The organism is Serratia rhizosphaerae, assembly GCF_009817885.1.
In the GTDB taxonomy this organism is placed as follows: domain Bacteria; phylum Pseudomonadota; class Gammaproteobacteria; order Enterobacterales; family Enterobacteriaceae; genus Serratia_B; species Serratia_B rhizosphaerae.
The window spans coordinates 3,880,221-3,899,404 of record NZ_CP041764.1; the positions used below are offsets into that span (position 1 = coordinate 3,880,221).

Below are 19,184 nucleotides of genomic sequence, written 5' to 3' on the forward strand. Positions count from 1 at the left end.
CAGCTGATTAACTCTTTTACTTGTGGCAGGTGAGCATGGAACAACTGGAACAACTCAGCCCGGTACAGACCGATATTTGGCTGGATATTAGCGTGGGCAGCGAGCAGCATTACGGTATCGGTGCCCACTGGAAAGTGGCGGATAATCGTAGTCTGATGACGCTCGAATCCCGCCTTTTTTCGCTGGAGGCGGCGTTGGCACCGCAGGTCAGCGCACTGAATACGGCCTTGGGCGTCACGCTGAAACGGGCCATATTTTTTCACCGGCAGCAATGTACTCTGGCACAGTTGCCGGACACCGCGCAGCGCTGGATTCGTGACCCATGGGATTTTAGCCAACAGCTGGTCCGCGTGCTGCTGTTAACGCTGGATAATGGCGAGCAGCATCTGGTGGTGGGCAGCCATCACCTGGTGTTCGATGGCGCGGCCATTGTGCTGTTCTCACAGGCGTTGTGCGCTGACGCGCAGGATATTGCGGCTGGGCAACGGTCCTTTGTTTCGCTTACCGAAAGCCTGCGCCAGCGTTTTGATCGTGAGGAAACGCGGGCGTTTTGGCAGCAACATGCGGCATTGCTGACGCAAACCGGTGAAGATAGCGGCAAGCGCCATCCACAGGAAGCCACCACGCTGATTGATGCGCCTGTTCCCCACGAGGGGCTGGAGGCATTTTGCCGCGCCTCGCGCATTACCCTGCCTTTTTATTTTAAATCGCTGTTCGCCTGGGTTGCAGGGCAGCTTTATGGCTATGACGACGGCATCGCACTGCAGGAGATTGTCAACCATCGCAGCACGGCCTCGGCCCGGTTATTCGGCAACTTTTCCAGCCTGGTGCCGTTTGTGTTGTCTTTCAACACGGCGCAGGATTTTGCCAGCCTGCTGCAGCAGGGGCGGGAATTTCAGCGTCAGCGCAAGGGGTTTGAATCCTTAACCCAGCTTACGGCGCGTCATCAGGGGCTGGCCAGCAACGGCCTGCGCTTTATTTATAACTTCCATGACTATTCGCGCACGCTTCACCAACACAGTCGGCTGGAACTGGTCAACAGCTGGACCAGTGAGGATGGCGGGGCCGTACAGTTTTATCTCTATTACCGCCACGACGGCAAACTGTATGCCAAATGCTCGCACCCTCAGGGCGTTGCCGCCGCGCAGCAGTTTATCGATTGTCTGATTCGCGTACACCAACAGTTGCTGGCGGGCATTACCGCACTGGAGTCGTTACGGCTGGTCGGTGACGCCGATCTCGCACAGTTGCGGCGCTGGAATGCAACCGAACAACCTTTTGACGATCGGCAAACGCTGCATGTGCTGTTTGAACAGCAGGCGGCCCGTACACCGCAGGCGATTGCCGTTGAGGATGAGGCGCAGCAACTGAGCTATCAGCAGCTTGACCAGCGGGCCAGCCAACTGGCGCACTACTTGCGCCAACAGGGCGTCGGGCCTGATAGGCGGGTGGGCATGTTTATTGAGCGTTCCTGCGACATGCTTGTCGGGATCCTCGGTACGCTGAAGGCAGGCGGTGCATGGCTGCCGCTCGACAGTGAATATCCCGATGCCCGATTGGCGTATATGCTGACAGACGCGCAGTCTGACGTGGTGTTAACCACCCGGTCACTGGCTCCGCGCTTATGTTCACTGTTGGCGGAACAACCCGCGCAGGTGATTATGCTCGATGACGCCGACACCCTGAACGCGCTGCGCCAACAGCCCACCACGGCGATGTCGATGGCGGCTTTGGGGCTAACCTCGCGTCATCTGGCCTATGTCATTTATACCTCTGGCTCAACGGGCAATCCCAAAGGGGTGATGCTGGAGCATCGAGGCGTCGTCAATCGCCTTGCCTGGATGCAGTCGGCGTTTGGGCTGACTGCCGAAGATACACTGCTACAGAAAACGCCGTTTGGCTTTGATGTCTCCGTGTGGGAACTGCTGTGGGCCGTGCTGGTGGGTGCGCGATTGGTATTTGCTCGACCTGGCGGACATAAAGATCCGGACTATCTGCATCAGGTCATCACACAGCGGCGGGTCACACTGGTGCATTTCGTTCCCTCCATGCTGCGGCTGTTTATCGATAGTACGCCACCACACTCCCTGCCTGGCTTGAAAACCATTGTCTGTAGCGGTGAGGCGCTGCCGGTTGAAACCTGGCAGGATACGCTGGCCTGTCTGCCACAGGTTGCGCTGTGGAACCTGTATGGCCCGACGGAAGCCTCGATTGACGTTACCTGGTGGCGCGGCGACGCTGGCGAGCGGTATCGCACCATCCCCATTGGTAAACCGATTGATAACACCGCCTGCTATGTGGTCAACCGCCGTATGCAGCTGCTGCCGGCTGGGCTGGCGGGAGAGCTCTGCCTGGGAGGAGTCGGGATTGCCCGTGGGTATCTGAATCGCCCCGAGCTCAGCGCCGAGCGTTTCCTGCCCGATCCGTTTTGCGCACAACCGGACGGGATGTTGTACCGCACGGGCGATCTGGTGCGCTATCAGCCGGATGGCAATATTGAATACCTTGGGCGTATTGATGATCAGGTGAAAATTCGCGGTCTGCGCATTGAACTGGGGGAAATAGAACAGCAGATGATCTCCCTGCCGTTTGTCAGTGCGGCAGTGGTGGTAGCGCGTACCGACGCGCACGGCGAGCAGCGCCTGCTGGGCTACTACAGCCTCAAACCCGATATCGCGTCGTCAGCGGATCGGGAGGTAGAAATGCGTGCGGCACTGCATCGGCAGCTGCCGGACTATATGGTGCCCGCACTGCTGATCGCGCTGGAAGTGATGCCGCTTTCCGCCAACGGAAAAATTAATCGCAAGGCGCTGCCGGAGCCGCGTTTCACCCGTGATGCCGAACATTTTATTGCTCCGCAGGAGGGCGATGAATCAGCTTTGGCCGCAATTTGGGCCGTGCTGCTGCCCATCGAGGCGACAGCAATCAGCGCGAACGACAGCTTTTTTGCTCTGGGGGGGCATTCGCTGTTAGCCGTGCGCCTGCTGGCTGAAATTCGCGATCGTATGCAGGTGGAACTCACCATCCGCGATCTGTTTGAGACGCCGACATTGGCCGAACAGGCGGTACGGATTGCCAGCAAGCGCGGGGGCGAACTGCTGCCGCCCGTGCTGCCGCAGCCGCGCGATGCCTCGGCGGCAGCGATCCGTCTGCCGCTCTCCTTTGCCCAGCAGCGTCTGTGGCTGCTCGACCGGCTAATGGCTGACGGTAGCCTGTATAATATATCCGCGCTATTACGCGTTGACGGCGAGTTTCAACCGACGCTGGCGGAGCGCGCCTTCCGACTGTTGATCGCCCGTCATGAACCGCTGCGAACGGTGTTTACCGAAGAGGAGGACGAGGTACTACAGGTGATTCGCCCGGCGTTTAACTTCCAGCTCGATCAGGTTGATCTTAGCCTGCTCACCGCGGGCGAACGGCAGCAGGCCATGCAGGCGGCGGCGGTACGCGATGCGCAGCAGACATTTGACTTATCAACAGATGTGTTATTGCGCGCCGCGTTTTTACGTACCGGTGTCAGTGAGGGCGCGCTGCTGGTGACGGTGCACCATATCGCGGCGGATGGCTGGTCGATGGGGGTGTTAATTGAGGAGTTCCGTACGCTGTATCAGGCGTTACTAAACGGAGACGCGCCGTCACTGCCTGCACTGCCGGTGAATTATGCCGATTACGCGCACTGGCAGCGAGAATGGGTGCAGCGTCCTGCTTATCAGACCCAGCTGCTCTGGTGGCAACAACAGTTAGCGGGATTGCCGTTAGTGCACAGTCTGCCGCTCAGCCATCCGCGTCCGTTACAGCAGAGCAGCAACGGTGAGCGTCATCGCTTCTCGCTGACGGCGCAGACTACGGAGGCATTGCGCCAGCTGGCGGCGGAGGAAAATGCCACGCTGTTTATGCTGCTGCACGCTGCCTTCTCCCTGTTGCTGGCCCGTCACGGCAGTAGCCAGGACGTCGTTATTGGCGTGCCGGTGGCGAACCGTTCCCATGCGTCACTGGCGCCGCTGGTCGGCTTTTTTGTTAACAGCCTGGTGCTGCGCGTGGCGTGCGAGCCTGAACTCGAATTCCGCCACTTTTTGCGCCGGGTGAAAGCGGTCAACATTGATGCGCAAATGCGTCAGGACGTGCCGTTTGAACAACTGGTTGACGCGTTAAATCCCGAGCGCAGCACCCGCCACGCGCCGTTATTCCAAATCATGTTCAGCATGGATGACGATCTGCTGCAACCTGCGCCGGTGGGGGCGTGTCAGTTTACCCGGCTGCCGCATCCGGTGACGCCGGCGCGTTTTGAGCTGTTACTGAATGTGGTGGAACAACAGGGGGAACTGCACTGCCAGTTTGACTACAACGCGGCACTGTTTGATGCTGATTATATTGCCCAACTGGCGCGGCGGTTCACCGAACTGGTTAACAGTCTGCTGCGTCAGCCCGATGCGGCGATAGGTGCGCTGCCGATGATGGATGCCGGAGAGCAGCAACTGCTGCTGCGCGCTAACCCTGCGCCTCACCGCTGGCCGGAGGCGCCGCTGCTGCCGCAGAAAATCCTGAGTCAGGCGGCATTAACGCCGCAGCGCGTTGCCGTGCAGTGGAACGATAAGCAGCTGAGTTATCAAGAGCTGTGCGAACAGGCGAGCCGGTTAGCTCACGCCCTGCAAGCCCAGGGTGTGGGGCCTAATAGCCTGGTGGGGCTGGCCATGCCGCGTTGCGGCGAGGTGATGATTGGCCTGTTGGCGATTGTGCTGGCCGGTGCGGCCTATGTGCCGATTGATCCGGCTTATCCGGCGGAGCGGATATGCTTTATGCTGGAAGACAGCGGCGTTGACTGGCTGCTGACCCACAGCGCGGTCGAGGAGGGGGTACGTGACAGCTTACCTTCAGAGGTACAAACACTGACGATCGACGATCCCCTGTTGCGTCAGAGATTAAGTGAGTATCCGCACACGCCTCCTGTGGTTGCTGCCATGCCGGCAAAAGAACATCTGCTCTATGTGATTTATACCTCCGGCTCGACCGGGCGCCCGAAAGCGGCGCAGGTCACGCATCATGGCGTAAATAACTTGCTGCACTGGTATATTGGCGAGCTACGGAGCGGGGAGGTTGACCGTCCCTTGATCATCAGTTCTCTCTCTTTTGACCTGACGCAGAAGAACCTCTGGTCACCGCTGTTACAAGGCGGGAGCGTGGTGTTCTCTACCGTCGCGCAGTACGACGCCGATAGGATCGCACGGGAAATTGCGCAGCATCAGGTGACGCGTATCAACTGTGCGCCAAGCGCCTTCTATCCGCTGGTGGCGGATCGTGCCCTGTGGCCGCAGCTTTCCAGCCTGCAACAGCTGTGGCTCGGTGGTGAAAGCATCGCGATGCATACTCTGCGACCCTGGTTACAGTACAGCGACTGCGTGCTGATTAACTCCTATGGTCCTACCGAATGTACCGATGTGGTGTCGTGGCATCGCGTGGCCTGCGATGAAGAGAATCCGCCGATTGGAAGCCCCATCAGCAACACCCAACTTTATGTCCTCAATAGCCTCCTTTCACTCTGCCCGGCGGGCACCCCGGGTGAGTTGTGGATTGGCGGCGAAGGCGTGGGGCTGGGCTATCTGGGGCGGCCTGAATTAACCGCTGAAAAATTTATTGTCGACCCGTTCAGTGATGATCCGCAGGCGCGCCTCTACCGCACGGGGGATTTGGCGCAATGGCAGGCTGATGGCCGGATCGCCTATCTTGGCAGGCTCGACGACCAGATTAAAATTCGTGGTTTCCGTATCGAACTGGGGGAAATCAGCCAGTATCTGCTGCAACACGAACAGGTTGCCGCCGCGACGGTACTGGCACGGGAAGGTGAAACGCCTTCGCTGGCGGCCTTCGTGGTGGCGAGCGACCCGGCGCTGACATCCGCACAGTTGCGTCAGTATCTGCTGGCATCGCTACCCGGCTGGATGGTGCCTGCGCATATCCTGTTACTGCCCGCGATGCTGTTAACGCCGAATGGGAAAATTGACAAAAAAGCGCTGCTGGCGCTGCCGGTCGCGACAGCAGCGTCCGAAACCACGATATCTCCCCGCACGCCGGTGGAAGCGGATATCGCGGCGATCTTTGCCGAGGTGTTGGGCATCGGTCAGGTCGGCGTCGATGACAATTTCTTTGCCCTGGGCGGGCATTCGCTGTCGGCAACGCAGGTATTAGCGCGCCTGCGTCGCCGCTTTTCCCCAGACCTGACGTTGCATACGCTGTTTGAATTCCCTACCGTGGCGGCGCTGGCCGCCGTGCTTGGAGAGCGTGCGTCGCTTCACGCGTCGGCATTGACTATCCCGCCTCAGCCGGAAAACGCCGCGCGGGTGCTCTCATTTGCGCAACAGAAAATCTGGTTTATGCAGCAGCTGATGCCGGACAGCAGCGCGTATAACTTGTTCAGCGCGTTGCGACTGGAAGGGGAACTCAACATCACGGCATTGCAGCAGGCGTTTGACCAGCTGCGTGCGCGTCATGCGGTACTACGTAGCCAATTCGCGGATAAGGATGGCGCGCTGACCGTCAATCCGTTCACGCCGCAGCCTGTCGACTATCATGACCTACGATCGCTGACTGCCGTCGATCGCCAGTCACGTATTCAGCTACTGGCAGAGGAGGCCGCACAGCGTCCTTTCCATCTGGCAGAAGATGAGTTACTGCGTGTCACCCTGTTGCGCTGCGAGGATCGTCATTTTTTACTGCTGCTAACCTTGCATCACATTGTTGCTGACGGCTGGTCAGTTGGGGTGATGATTGATGAACTGGTACAGCATTACGACAAGGTGCAGTTCGCCAGGCCGGTGACGTTACCCGCGTTGAGAATAGATTACAGTGATTATGCGGCCTGGCAGCGTGAACGGCTAAGCGGCGAACGCATGCGACAGTTGGAACAATACTGGTTACAGCAGCTGCATGGCGACTTGCCATTGCTGCAACTGCCTGCCGATTTCCCTGAGGACGAAAGCGTGGGGACGCAGGGCGATAGTCTGCTTATAACGCTGGATACCGCGACGCTGGATCGTTTGCATCATCTCTGCCAGCAGCATAATGTCAGCCTGTTTATGCTGCTGTTGAGCGCCTTTGGCTTACTGCTTAACCGCGTGACGACGCAAGAAGATCTGATTATCGGCGCACCGGTAGCCGGACGCACGCAGCCGGAAACTGAACCGCTATTGGGCTGCTTTATTAATCCGTTACCTCTGCGCCTGGATCTGGCGGGCAATCCTGCTTTCAGCACGCTGCTGGCGCAGGTGCGGCAGGTTTGCCTTGATGCCTGGGAGCATCAGGAAATGCCGTTTGAGCGTTTGACCGAGTTGCTGCGCCCGGAACGGCGCCTGAATCAGAACCCGATCTTTGACGTCATGCTCAATATGCTCAACGCCCCGCAGGGCGATAAGCAACTTGATGGCGTGGTGGTCCGTGAATGCAGGCTGACGCAACCGCAGGCGAAGTTTTCCCTGACCTTGTATGTACAGGAGCGTGAAGGTGAACTGGCGCTTGAGTGGGTCTGGCCGCAGGCACGCTATGGGTATGGGCAGATACAGGCGCTGGCGGAGCAGTTTATTGGGCTGCTGAAACAAATTGCCGATGACGTGTCACAACCGCTGCAACAATACTCGTTGCTGACCGCCGCCGCCAGACAGGTGTTGCCAGACCCGCTCGCTCCGCTTTCCTCCTCTGAGATCGCCAGCGTGCCGGCGCTGTTTGTCGACAGTGCGCAGCGCTTTGCGACACTGACCGCGGTTGAGCAAAACGGGCGTCAGTGGCATTACCAGGCGCTGGCGGAAACCGCTGCCTATTATACTGCGCAGCTGCGCGCCGCGGGCATACAGCCTGGTGAGGTCATTGCTATTCACGGGGCGCGCAGTTTTGGTCTGATTGCGGCGATGTTAGCGGTGATGCAGGCAGGTGGTGTGATGCTGCTACTGGATAAAAACCTGTCGCTGGCGCGCCGTCAGGCGATGCTTGACGAGGCTCAAGCGCGGCGGTTGCTATTTGTGGCGATGTCGGATGAGGTTGACGCTGAGCTTTGTGACGATCCGCGCTGGCGTCAGGTGACCTGCCTGGATGCCTGGGCAGTGCGACAGGCAGAGGTGATTGCATCGACGGTTGATCCGCAGGCTGCGTGCTACCTGTTTTTCACCTCCGGTACTACCGGCACGCCGAAAGGCATTATCGGTCAGCAGCAGGCGCTGGCCCATTTCTTACGGTGGCAGCGGGATACGTTTGCCATCGGGCCAGAGGATCGTTGCGCGCAATTGACCTCGCTGAGTTTCGACGTGGTGCTGCGTGATATCCTGACGCCGCTTATCAGTGGCGCTACGCTCTGCTTACCGCCGGTTGAGGAGGATCTGTCCGCAGGGGCATTGTTCCCGTGGTTCAGGCAACAGCGCATCACCAGTTTTCACACCGTACCAACCATTGTGAAATCCTGGCTTTTGTCTGCGGATCAGGTGGTACCTCTGCCGGATCTGCGGCGGCTGTTTTTTGCCGGGGAGCTGCTGCCGGCAAGCCTGGTGCGCCAATGGCGCGGTCTGGTTAATACGGAGGCGGAGATCGTTAACCTGTATGGCCCGACGGAAACCACGCTGGCGAAATGTTTCTATCGCGTACCGCCGGCGGCTGCGCGTTTGCCGCAGGCGTTGCCGGTCGGTCAGGCAATGAGCGACAGCCAGGCGTTGGTGCTGAATGCGCAGCATCAACAGTGCGGAATTGGTGAACCTGGTGAGATCGTTATCCGCACCCGCTTTCCATCGCTGGGCTATTTACACGGTGGACGGCAGGCGCCTGCGTTTATCTGCAACCCGTTTACGGGTCAACCGGAAGACCTGTTTTATTTTACCGGCGACGTTGGGCGGGTTCGCCACGATGGCGTGGTATGTCTGACGGGGCGTCGTGACGATCAGGTGAAAATTCGCGGTATGCGCGTAGAACCGGGGGAGATTGGCGCGGCATTGCTGAGTCATCCGATGATTCAGGACGTGGCAATTACCATATTCAGCGATGCGCAGGATGAGAAACGTATCGCCGCCTATTACGTTGCCTCCCATCCGGTGCCGGAAGCCGAGGTGCTGCGGCAACACTTACAGGCGCGTTTACCGAGCTATATGCAGCCAGCGGCGTGGATTGCCATCGACAGGTTGCCGATGACACCAAACGGTAAGCTGGACCGCCGTAGGTTGCCGGATCCGCATGCGGCGATGCTGGCCGTACGCAAACAGGGCTATATTGCACCTTCCAGTGAGTTGGAGCGACAGGTTGCGGCGGTGTGGGCCCGGGTACTGCGGTCCGAAGAGCCCGGTGTGAGCGATAATTTCTTTGATATTGGCGGCCACTCGCTACTGTTGTTGCAGGTCAAAAATCAGCTGCAAGCCGCGTTACAGCGCGATATTCCGGTGGTTGCCCTGTTTCAGTATCCCACGATTGCAGCCTTCGCGGCGTGGCTTGATGAACAGGCGCCACAGCAGGATCTGATGGCGGAGGCCGATGCGCGTATCAGTAAGCGCCGTGAGGCGTTGCAGCGTCGTCGCCGGCGTTAACGGGAGGAAGGATGTCACCCTGGTTTCAGATATTACGGCCGCATCCGGCGGCCGATTTTCGCGTCATCTGCCTGCCGTTTGCCGGGGGCAGTGCCAGCCATTATCAACCTTTCGCCAACGGGTTGCCGCCGTGGGTCGAACTCTGTGCCGCCCAGCTGCCGGGGCGCGGCTCGCGCTTGCGCGAAGCACCTTTTCAGCGCATGGACGTGCTGGTTGAGGCTCTGCGTCAGCATGTGCCGCAAGATAAGCCCTGGCTGCTGTTTGGGCATAGTCTCGGGTGCCGCCTGGGCGTGGAATTAATGCTGGCGCTCAAAGCGCACGGCCAGCGCCTGCCCTGGCATTTTGTTGCCTCAGGCTGCCGACCGCTGCAACTGGCGCGCGACGTCGCGCCAATGTCGTCGCTATCCGATGCGGTATTCATCCAGCGCCTGCAAGACTATGGCGGGACGCCGCCGGAAGTACTAGCGCATCAAGAGTTGATGGCGCTGGTTCTGCCTGCCTTACGAGCCGATTTTCGCTTGGTGGAAGATTATCACCTTGCTACGGTAACGCCGTTGCCGCTGCCCGTTACGGTGTTGGGCGGGAGGCAGGATCGCGATGTGCCGATAGCAGAACTGCCGCAGTGGCAGGCGTTGTCTACCGAACCGGTGGAGGTGCAGCTGTTTGACGGCGGGCACTTTTTCATTCAGCAGAATCGGGATGAGGTAGTCGAAAAGCTTACACAAATCTTGACACGTTATTAGGTCAGCAAAACAAAGGGTAAGACTGGTAACTTAGATTGTGCAGATGACTTTGCGGGGGCCCGGTAATTGAAGAACGTTGTCAGTTTCGTTGCGCCGCTGCGGCCTGAAAGCGAAGCGGCCCCACCGGGGCCGCCCTGTGTAGGTTCAGCGCGGGAACACCACCGTGCGGTTCTCATAGAGAAATACCCGCCGCTCCACGTGCCAGCTGACGGCGCGCGCCAGGGTCACGCGTTCGATATCGCGTCCTTTTTCAATCAGATCTTCCGGGTAGTCGGTATGGGTCACCGGCTCCACGCTCTGGGCGATGATCGGCCCTTCATCCAGCTCCTCGTTGATGTAGTGCGCCGTGGCGCCCACCAGCTTGACCCCTTTGGCCCAGGCCTGGTGGTAGGGCTTGGCGCCCTTAAAACCCGGCAGCAGTGAATGGTGAATATTGATCGCCTTGCCCGTCAGCCGGCGGCACATGTCGTCCGACAGCACCTGCATATAGCGCGCCAGAATCACCAGCTCGGCGCCGGTCTCTTCAATGATTTGCCACACTTGCGCTTCCTGCTGCGGCCGGGTGTCGGCGGTGACCGGCAGGTGATGGTAGGGCAGGCCGTGCCATGCCACCAGCGGCTCCAGATCGCGGTGGTTGGAGATCACGGCGCAGACCTCCACCGGCAGCTGGCCGGTGCGGTAGCGGTACAGCAGGTCGTTCAGGCAGTGATCGGTACGCGAGACCATAATCACCACCGGCACCCGATGCCCGGGGGCGGTCAGCCCGAAGGTCATCTCGAAATTCGCCGCGCGCTCCCCGAAGCGCGCCTCGAAGGCCTGGCTGTCAAAACCGGACGGCGGCCGAAACTCGGTGCGGATAAAGAAACGCCCGGACTCGCGGTCGTCGAACGAGTTTTGCTCGGTAATGTAGCAGCCGCTCTCCCGCAGAAAACCGGTCACGGCATCCACCGTGCCGAGCCTGCCCGGACACTGGGCGGTCATGATCCAACAGTCATTATTACGACTCATGTTCTGTTCTCCGTCAGGGGATGACGCCAATGCCGTACTCTTCCCCGGCATCCAGCAGCCAGCGCCAGAGGTAATCCGCAAAGCTGCGCCTGACCACCAGCTCCCAGCAGGCGTCGTCGGGACGGCGCAGTACCGCGGTGGTTTTGGCGAAGACGGTGGTCACCGCCTTGCCCGCAGGGAAATTGTCCGGGTGCACGTCGTAGACCACCGATTTCATCAGCAGCTCGCGAACTTTTTCCCCCCGCAGTTCCAGCAGTGTCTGGCCGCCGCTGACGTTGGTGATGGCGTAGTGGGCATCACCCAGCGCCGCCCGCAGTCGTTTTTCCACGTCGAACTCGCTGCCTTCCGGCACGATCAGCAACCATTCGTCCGGCGACAGCCACTGGGTGCTGATCTCGCCGCTGTTTTCACTGACCAGTCCCAGCGGCTGGCCCGGTAGCCCAATCCCCAGCACGTCGCGCAGCGCCTGATCGAGGACGATAGCGCCGCCGCGCAAAATCAGATGCCCGCAGAACGGACGTTCCCGCAGCGTCACGCCGCTGCGCTCGTCGGCCTCCGGGCGGCCCGTGTTGCGGTAAGACAGCGCCAGTGGCGACTCGCGCGTCACCTGCGCCTCGGGGTGGCTGTTAAAGGTGCTTATCTTTACGGCATCAGACATTTTGGCGCTCTCCTTTGGGATCGACGAAGATCGGGCTGACAATTTCGGCCTCATGGACCTGGCCGTCGACCATCGGCAGCCAGACGGTATGGCCCATTTTCTGGTGGCCGTCTTTTACCACCGCCAGCGCGAAGCCGCTGTCCAGGGTCGGACTGTAGTAACTGGAGGTGACGTGGCCTACCATCGGCATCGGGATCGGATGGTGGGGATCCAGTACAATTTGCGCACCTTCTTCCAGTACCACCTTCGGATTTTTGGGGCGCAGGCCGACCAGTTGCTTGCGGTCGGTGCGCCGAGTATCCGCGCGCGTCAACGCCCGTTTGCCCACCCAGGAGAAGCTTTTGTCATAGCCGACGCACCACTGCATACCGAGATCCTCCGGCGTCATGGAGCCGTCGGTGTCCTGGCCGGCGATAATAAAGCCTTTCTCGGCGCGCAGAACGTGCATCGTTTCGGTGCCGTAAGGCGTCAGGCCATACTTTTCTTCGTGCTCGAACAGCGCTTCCCAGACGTGGCGCGCGTAGTTGGCCTGCACGTTAACCTCATAGGCGAGCTCGCCGGTAAACGAGATGCGGAACACCCGCGCCGGGACGCCGGCCACCGTGCCGGCGCGCCAGTCCATAAACTTAAAGGCTTCACGCGACAGGTCGATATCACAGACCTCCTGCAGCAGGCGGCGTGATTCCGGCCCGGACAGGGAGAGAGTGGCCCAGTGGTCGGTCACCGAGGTGAAAAACACCTGCAGATCCGGCCATTCGGTCTGATGCCACAGCTCCAGCCACTCCAGCACCGCCGCCGCGCCGCCGGTGCTGGTGGTCATCAGGAAGTGGTTAGCCCCCAGGCAACTGGTGGTGCCGTCATCCATCACCATGCCGTCGTCCTTGCACATCAGGCCGTAGCGTACCCGACCGAAGCCCAGCTTCGCCCACTTGTTGGTGTAGATGCGCTCCAGGAAGGTGCGGGCATCCGGCCCCTGAATATCGATCTTGCCGAGCGTGGACGCATCGAGGATCCCCACGCTGTTGCGTACGGCGCGGCACTCCCTGGCCACGGCTTCTTCCAGCGTTTCGCTGCGTCCGTCGACACGCTGCGGGAAATACCACGGGCGTTTCCACTGGCCGACGTCTTCAAACTCCGCGCCCCGATCCAGATGCCATTGATGCAGCGCGGTATGACGTTCCGGTTCGAACAGCTCGGCGCAGTGGCGACCCGTTACGGCGCCAAAGGCGACGGGGGTGTAGTTGGGACGGAACACGGTGGTGCCGACCTCGGGGATGGCGCGCCCCAGGCAGCGGGCGGCGATGGCCATGCCGTTGATATTGCCTAGCTTGCCCTGATCGGTGCCGAAACCCATCACGGTATAACGCTTGATATGTTCGATGGACTCAAATCCTTCGCGTATCGCCAGCTCGATGGCGGCGGCGGTGACGTCATTTTGCAGATCGACAAACTGTTTCGGCGCCCGCGAAGTGGGTTGGTCGTGCGGTATCTGATAGAGCGCCAGCGCCGCGCCGTCGTTGCGGTTCGCCACTTCCGGCAGCGCAATCCCCACCGGATCGCCGCCGGTTTCTTCGGCGGCCTGCCGTCCTGCCGCCGCACCGTCGTGCAGGGCTTCAGCGGTGGTAAACGCGCCGGTTACCGCGCCGGCGGCGATCATGCCGTCCACCTGGGGGGCGACAAATCCCGGCACGTCGTCGCGCCAGAACGGTCGTGCGCCGGTATGAACGGCCAGGTGAATCACCGGGCTGAAGCCGCCCGAGCTGGCTACGGTGTCGCACGTCAGGGTGTCCACCCGGTCCACCACCCGGAAACCGGCAGGGTCGATGCGGGCGACCCGCACGCGGCTGACTCTGGAGCCGCCCTGGGACTCGATCACGGCGCTGCCGCTGAGAATGCGGATGCCCCTGGCGCGCGCTTGGGCCACCAGTTCGCCCTGCGGGTTATCCCTGGCGTCGACGATCGCCACGACTTCCCGGCCGCTGTCCAGCCAGTCCAGCGCGGCGCAGTAGGCCTGATCGTTACTGGTCGACAGCACCAGACGCTGGCCCGGCGTCACGCCGTAGCGGTGAATATAGGTGGAGAGGGCGCCGGCGACGAAGTTGCCCGGGATATCGTTGCCCGCGTAGACCAGCGGCCGCTCGTGGGCGCCGCTGGCCAGCACAATGCGTTTGGCCCGTACCCGGTGCAGGCGCAGACGCGCCTGATGGTCCGGCGCCGTCTCGCTCAGGTGGTCGGTGCGTCGCTCCAGCAGGGTGACGAAATTGTGGTCGTGACGGCCGGTGGCGGTGGTGCGCGGCAGCAGCTGTACATTATCCAGCGCCGCCAGCGCGTTCAGGGTTTCCGCCACCCAGTGTGCGGCGTCGCGGCCGTTTAACGGCTCACGGCTGTCGAGCAGCGAGCCGCCCATCTCTTCCTGCTCATCGGCCACCATCACCCGTGCGCCGCTGCGTCCGGCAGCCAGCGCCGCGGCCAGACCGGCCGGGCCGGCGCCGATAACCAGCACATCGCAGTGCTGGTTAAGATGATCGTAGCGATCCGGATCGCGCGCCATCGGGCTGCGCCCCAGTCCGGCGCCCTTGCGGATATATTTCTCCCAGGTCATCCACATCGAGGCCGGCTTCATAAAGGTCTTATAGTAAAAGCCGGGCGGCATAAAACGCCCGAGCATTTTACCCACGGCGCCCATCAGGTCGCGCTCGGTGCTGGGCCAGCCATTGGTGCTGCTCGCCGTCAGTCCGTCATACAGTGCCTGCTGGGTGGCGCGCACGTTCGGCACCTGGCTGGCTTCGCTACTGCCCAATTGCACCACGGCATTGGGTTCTTCGGCGCCGGCGGCGACAATGCCGCGCGGGCGCCCGTACTTAAAGCTGCGGTTGACGATATCCACGCCGTTGGCCAGCAGCGCCGAGGCCAGGGTATCGCCGGCAAACCCCTGCAGGGTCTGGCCGTTAAAACGAAAATTCAGCGGACGGCTGCGGTCGATACGACCGCCGTCGGCCAGACGATTCACCTGTTTCATACGCCACCTCCGGCCTGGATCCGTTCATCAGGGGTCACGGTTTCAGTTTTGCTGTCTTCACGGCGCGGCAGGGGCACCACATCAGCCCCGGTGCCGGTTTTCGGTTGTTCGCCGATCCGGTAGGTTTCCAGAATTTCGTAGCTCACCGTATTGCGCACCATGTTAAAGAATTTGCGGCAGCCCGCGGCATGCACCCAGAGTTCCCGGTGAACGCCGCGCGGGTTATCGCGGAAAAACAGGTATTCTCCCCACTCCTCGTCGCTACAGGCGTCGGGATCCGCCGGGCGCACGATATGCGCCTGACCTTTGGCGTGGAACTCTTCTTCTTCCCGGTGTTCGCCACACCAGGGGCACCAGATATGCAGCATCTTGCTTCCTCCTCGTCAGTGGGCAACGCCGGCGGCGCCGTGTTCGTCCACTAAAGCGCCGGTATTGAATCGATCGATTGAGAACGGGGCCGCCAGCGGATGCGGCTTGCCTGCCGCCAGGCTGGCGGCGAAGACGTGGGCCGAACCCGGCGTGGCTTTAAAGCCGCCGGTTCCCCAGCCGCAGTTAAACCACAGCCCTTTGACTTTAGTGGCCGACAGAATCGGGCTGGCGTCCGGCGTGGTATCGACGATGCCGCCCCATTGCCGGTTCATGCGCACCCGCGAGAACGCCGGGAACATCTCGACGATCGCCTGTAGCGTATGTTCTATGGTGGAGTAACTGCCGCGCTGGCCGTAGCCGTTGTAGCCGTCGATACCGGCGCCGATCACCAGATCGCCCTTATCCGACTGGCTGATGTAGCCATGCACATGGTTTGACATCACCACGGTATCCAGCACCGGTTTCAGCGGTTCGGACACCAGCGCCTGCAGCGGGTGGGACTCCAGCGGCAGCTTCAGCCCGGCCATGCCGGCCAGCACCCCGGAGTTGCCCGCCGCCACGCAGCCGACGGTGCGGGCCTCGATATCGCCGCGGGTGGTGTGCACGCCGTAGACCTGGCCATCGCGCATCATAAAGCCGGTGACCTCGGTCTGCTGCAGGATATCCACCCCCAGGGCGTCCGCCGCGCGGGCAAAGCCCCAGGCGACCGCATCATGGCGCGCCACGCCGCCGCGGGGCTGCCAGGAAGCGCCCAGCACCGGGTAGCGGGCGTTTTTCGAACAGTCGAGCATCGGCACCAAATCCTGCACCTGGCGGGCGTCCAGCACCTCGCCGTCGATGCCGTTCAGGCGGTTGGCGTTCACCCGGCGGCGGATGTCGCGCATATCCTGGAGGGTATGCCCCAGGTTGAGTACGCCGCGCTGGGAAAACATCACGTTGTAGTTGAGATCCTGCGACAGGCCTTCCCACAGCTTCATCGAGTGTTCAAACAGCGCCGCGGCCTCGTCCCACAGATAGTTGGAGCGCACGATGGTGGTGTTGCGAGCGGTATTGCCGCCGCCCAGCCAGCCTTTTTCCACCACCGCCACATTGGTGATGCCAAACTCTTTTGCCAGGTAGTACGCGGTACCCAGCCCGTGGCCGCCGCCGCCGATGATAATCACGTCATAGGCCTTTTTCGGCACGGGATTGCGCCACATCCGCGGCCAGTTCTCATGGTGGTTAAGGCCATGGCGCAGCAGACTTAAACCCGAATAATGTTGCATAGCGTCTCTTCCTGTCTGTTAGGCAAAAGCGGGGCGGGTCAGCGTCATGCCCTGGGTTTCGCCGTACACCGGATAGCGGGCGCACAGCTCCGCCACGTTGGAACGCACCCAGGCTTCGATATTGCTGTTCTCTTCATGGTCGCCCTCTTTGCCCCGGGCGAGGGTGTCCAGGATGTCGCAGATCCAATGCGCCAGCATTTCGCACTCGCGCAGATCAAAGCCGCGGGTGGTGATCGCCGGGGTGCCGATGCGCAATCCCGATGTGATGAAGGGGCTGTGGGGATCGTTGGGCACGGCGTTCTTATTGACGGTGATATGGGCGCGCCCCAGCGCGGCATCCGCCTCTTTGCCGGTAATGCCCTGGCGAATCAGTGAGACCAGGAACAGATGGTTGTCGGTACCGCCGGAGACCAGATCGTACCCGCGGCGGATGAACACGCCGGCCATCGCCCGGGCATTGTCGATAACCCGCGCCTGATAGCGGACAAATTCTTCGCTCATCGCTTCGCGCAGCGCCACCGCCTTGGCGGCGATTACGTGCATCAGCGGGCCGCCCTGCTGGCCCGGGAAGACTGCGGCATTCAGCTTTTTGTACAGTTTCTCATCGCCACAGGCGGAGAGGATCATGCCGCCGCGCGGGCCGCGCAGCGTCTTATGAGTGGTGGTGGTGACCACATGGGCGTGGGGCAGCGGGTTGGGGTAGCAGCGGGCCGCCACCAGTCCGGCGACGTGGGCCATGTCCACCAGCAGCCAGGCGCCGACGTCATCGGCGATTTCGCGAAAACGACGCCAGTTCACTACCCGGGCGTAGGCGGAAAAACCGGCGATAATCAGCTTTGGCCGGTGCTCGCGCGCCAGCGCCTGCACCTCATCGTAATCAATTTCGCCGGTTTCCGGGTTCAGGCCGTACTGCACCGCGTTATAGTGTTTGCCGGAAACGTTAGGCGCCGCGCCGTGGGTCAGGTGGCCGCCGTGGGCCAGGCTCATCCCCAGAATGGTGTCCCCTGGCTTCACCAGCGCCATAAACGCCGCGGCGTTCGCCTGCGCGCCGGAGTGCGGCTGCACGTTGGCGTAGTCGGCGCCGAACAGCAGACAGGCGCGCTCGATAGCCAGCCGCTCCACCACGTCGACGTGTTCACAGCCGCCGTAATAGCGCTTGCCCGGATAACCTTCGGCATATTTGTTGGTTAACTGGCTCCCCTGAACCGCCATCACCTGAGAGCTGGCGTAGTTTTCGGAAGCGATCAGTTCGATATGGTTTTCCTGACGCACCATTTCGCCAACGACGGCGGCGAAGAGCTGCGGATCGGTCTTGTTCAAATCATCGGCATTCATCTGATTATCCTCAGGGTTAGCGCTGCGGCGGCACCATCCGCCTACCGTCAGCCAAGATAGATCGGGGCGTGCCCCTGAAGATTGAACAGATGCGACAACTTTATGTCACAATCGCGACATATGATTTCAACTTGCTGTTATTTATGGTTATTTGCTGATGGCGCTGTTTTGTATTTTTGCGTTCAATCGCAAAACGGCCGGTGGCTCGTGGCGACGCTGAGCGCTTTCGGGCTGGCCGATATGCAGAAAGAAGGGATCGACCGCCTGTTCGTTGCCCGTTTTACGCGCCTGAGACGGGGAGTAGCCAAAGGTTTCGCGAAACTGGCGCGAAAAGTGGGCGGTGTCGGAAAAGCCGCACTGTTCACCGATATCGGTGACGGTGCGCGGAGTGTAGTGCAGCAGCCACAGGCCGTAGCGCAGCCGCAGGTTGCGCATAAAGCGCTGCGGGGTGACGCCTAGCTCGTCGCGAAATTTTCGCTCGATATTGCGCCGCGAGGTGCCTATTCTCTGTGCCAGATCGTCAATTGACAGCGATTCGCCCAGGTGCTGGGAAATAATATCGATTGCCCGGCGCAGCGCCCGATCCGCCACCCGTTCGAACACCACGGGCTGTGGCTGGGGATGCTCGCCGCGCCGCCCTTCGTCAATCAGCATAATATGCAGGCTTTTCATCGCCCAGGCGCGCCCCAGATGGCGTTCCACCAGATAAGCGGCCAGATCCGCCGCCGCGCTGCCGCCGGCGCAGGTGATCAGATCGCCGTCGTCGACGAACAGCCGGTCGGCCACCGGCGTCACCTGCGGAAAGCGCCGGGTCAGATCGCCATGGTGATACCAGCTGACGCAGCAGCGCCGCCCGGGCATCACGCCGGCCTGAATCAGCGCGAACACGCCGGTGCAGATGCCCACCAGCGGCACCTTGGCTGCGGCGGCGCGGCGAATGTAGTCCAGCGCTGCGCGGTCGGTGTGGTCATGTTCATCCTGCACGCCGCCGATCACCACCAGATAGTCAAAGCGCGTCGGATCCGCAAAGGGCTGGCAGGGCGCAACGGCGGCGCCGCAGCTGGAGAGCGCCGGCTGGCCGTCGCCGGTCATAAAGGTCCAGTGGCAGCGCAGCTGGCGGCTGCGGTCTCCTTCATCGGCGGCCAGCCGCAGACAATCAACGAAAGCGGCAAACGGCAGCAGCGTAAAGCGCTGCAGCAGAACGAAACCTACCGTTAGCAAGGGCGACGCATCGGTCAT

The 19,184-nt window shown here is 61.2% G+C and carries 9 protein-coding genes; 2 read left to right on the forward strand and 7 right to left on the reverse strand.

Features of this window, described 5'->3' with window-relative positions; translation table 11 throughout:
- The first annotated feature begins 35 nt into the window (after positions 1-35).
- Both FO014_RS18010 and FO014_RS18015 read left to right on the forward strand, forming a co-directional pair.
- Positions 36-9,548 (forward strand): non-ribosomal peptide synthetase, encoded by a 9,513-nt coding sequence (locus FO014_RS18010; RefSeq protein WP_160030503.1) that lies wholly within the window; start codon positions 36-38, stop codon positions 9,546-9,548.
- An 11-nt stretch (positions 9,549-9,559) separates the two neighbouring features.
- Complete coding sequence (locus FO014_RS18015) at positions 9,560-10,291, forward strand: thioesterase II family protein (protein ID WP_160030504.1); 732 nt, start codon at positions 9,560-9,562, stop codon at positions 10,289-10,291.
- A 144-nt stretch (positions 10,292-10,435) separates the two neighbouring features.
- Here the strand turns inward: FO014_RS18015 and purU are convergent, their stop codons facing one another.
- The 7 genes from purU to FO014_RS18050 all read right to left on the reverse strand — a co-directional run bounded on the left by purU (position 10,436) and on the right by FO014_RS18050 (position 19,184).
- Positions 10,436-11,299 (reverse strand): formyltetrahydrofolate deformylase, encoded by an 864-nt coding sequence (gene purU, locus FO014_RS18020; RefSeq protein ID WP_160030505.1) that lies wholly within the window; start codon positions 11,297-11,299, stop codon positions 10,436-10,438.
- A 13-nt stretch (positions 11,300-11,312) separates the two neighbouring features.
- On the reverse strand, positions 11,313-11,957 hold the full coding sequence (locus FO014_RS18025; protein WP_160030506.1) for a sarcosine oxidase subunit gamma: 645 nt from the start codon (positions 11,955-11,957) through the stop codon (positions 11,313-11,315).
- On the reverse strand, positions 11,950-14,976 hold the full coding sequence (locus FO014_RS18030; protein WP_160030507.1) for a sarcosine oxidase subunit alpha family protein: 3,027 nt from the start codon (positions 14,974-14,976) through the stop codon (positions 11,950-11,952). Before FO014_RS18030 ends, FO014_RS18025 begins: the two co-directional genes overlap by 8 nt.
- Complete coding sequence (locus tag FO014_RS18035; protein ID WP_160030508.1) at positions 14,973-15,344, reverse strand: sarcosine oxidase subunit delta; 372 nt, start codon at positions 15,342-15,344, stop codon at positions 14,973-14,975. Before FO014_RS18035 ends, FO014_RS18030 begins: the two co-directional genes overlap by 4 nt.
- Before the next feature lie 15 nt (positions 15,345-15,359).
- A complete protein-coding gene (locus tag FO014_RS18040) occupies positions 15,360-16,610 on the reverse strand; it encodes a sarcosine oxidase subunit beta family protein (protein WP_015673110.1) in 1,251 nt (416 codons plus the stop codon).
- A gap of 18 nt (positions 16,611-16,628) precedes the next feature.
- Positions 16,629-17,945 carry a serine hydroxymethyltransferase gene (gene glyA, locus FO014_RS18045; RefSeq protein ID WP_160030509.1) on the reverse strand — a complete coding sequence of 439 codons (1,317 nt, stop codon included), beginning with the start codon at positions 17,943-17,945 and terminating at the stop codon, positions 16,629-16,631.
- Positions 17,946-18,092: 147 nt separating this feature from the next.
- Positions 18,093-19,184, reverse strand: a complete 1,092-nt coding sequence (locus tag FO014_RS18050) for a GlxA family transcriptional regulator (RefSeq protein ID WP_160030510.1) — start codon at positions 19,182-19,184, stop codon at positions 18,093-18,095.

What these genes read in the sequence shown, in the direction of transcription:
- FO014_RS18010 (WP_160030503.1), top strand. Translation starts at nt 36, where the DNA reads ATGGAACAACTGGAACAACTCAGCCCGGTACAGACCGATATTTGGCTG.
- FO014_RS18015 (WP_160030504.1), top strand. Translation starts at nt 9,560, where the DNA reads ATGTCACCCTGGTTTCAGATATTACGGCCGCATCCGGCGGCCGATTTT.
- purU (WP_160030505.1), bottom strand. Translation starts at nt 11,299, where the DNA reads ATGAGTCGTAATAATGACTGTTGGATCATGACCGCCCAGTGTCCGGGC.
- FO014_RS18025 (WP_160030506.1), bottom strand. Translation starts at nt 11,957, where the DNA reads ATGTCTGATGCCGTAAAGATAAGCACCTTTAACAGCCACCCCGAGGCG.
- FO014_RS18030 (WP_160030507.1), bottom strand. Translation starts at nt 14,976, where the DNA reads ATGAAACAGGTGAATCGTCTGGCCGACGGCGGTCGTATCGACCGCAGC.
- FO014_RS18035 (WP_160030508.1), bottom strand. Translation starts at nt 15,344, where the DNA reads ATGCTGCATATCTGGTGCCCCTGGTGTGGCGAACACCGGGAAGAAGAA.
- FO014_RS18040 (WP_015673110.1), bottom strand. Translation starts at nt 16,610, where the DNA reads ATGCAACATTATTCGGGTTTAAGTCTGCTGCGCCATGGCCTTAACCAC.
- glyA (WP_160030509.1), bottom strand. Translation starts at nt 17,945, where the DNA reads ATGAATGCCGATGATTTGAACAAGACCGATCCGCAGCTCTTCGCCGCC.
- FO014_RS18050 (WP_160030510.1), bottom strand. Translation starts at nt 19,184, where the DNA reads ATGACCGATGCGTCGCCCTTGCTAACGGTAGGTTTCGTTCTGCTGCAG.